A 314-nucleotide genomic window follows, 5' to 3' on the forward strand; every position below is an offset into this window, starting at 1 on the left:
AAGCCGTAAACGTAAATTACTTGAAAAACAAAAAGCAGGTAAAGCTAAGATGAAAGCAGTTGGTAATGTTGAAATTCCACAGGATGCTTTCTTGGCTGTATTGAAAATGGATGACGAATAAGTTTTTAAAAAATTTATTAACAATTTACAATGAATAAAGTTTAATAACTAAAAAGGGTTCTTCATCTTTTATGGTGGGAAGGTAAAACTTCCTGCTTTTTTTAATACACAAAAAGCGCAATTGCCTCTATAATTTAAAGTGACCAAACCCAAACTAAAGGAGACAAGTGCGCCTATGTGTAATGATACCTTAG

The 314-nt window shown here is 31.8% G+C and carries 1 protein-coding gene; it reads left to right on the forward strand.

Features of this window, described 5'->3' with window-relative positions:
• Positions 1 to 121, forward strand: a 121-nt coding sequence (locus IDG60_RS03285; protein WP_157723150.1) for a hypothetical protein, incomplete at its 5' end; no start/stop codon positions are given.
• Positions 122 to 314 lie beyond the last annotated feature (193 nt).

Source organism: Staphylococcus sp. EG-SA-2 (assembly GCF_017152085.1).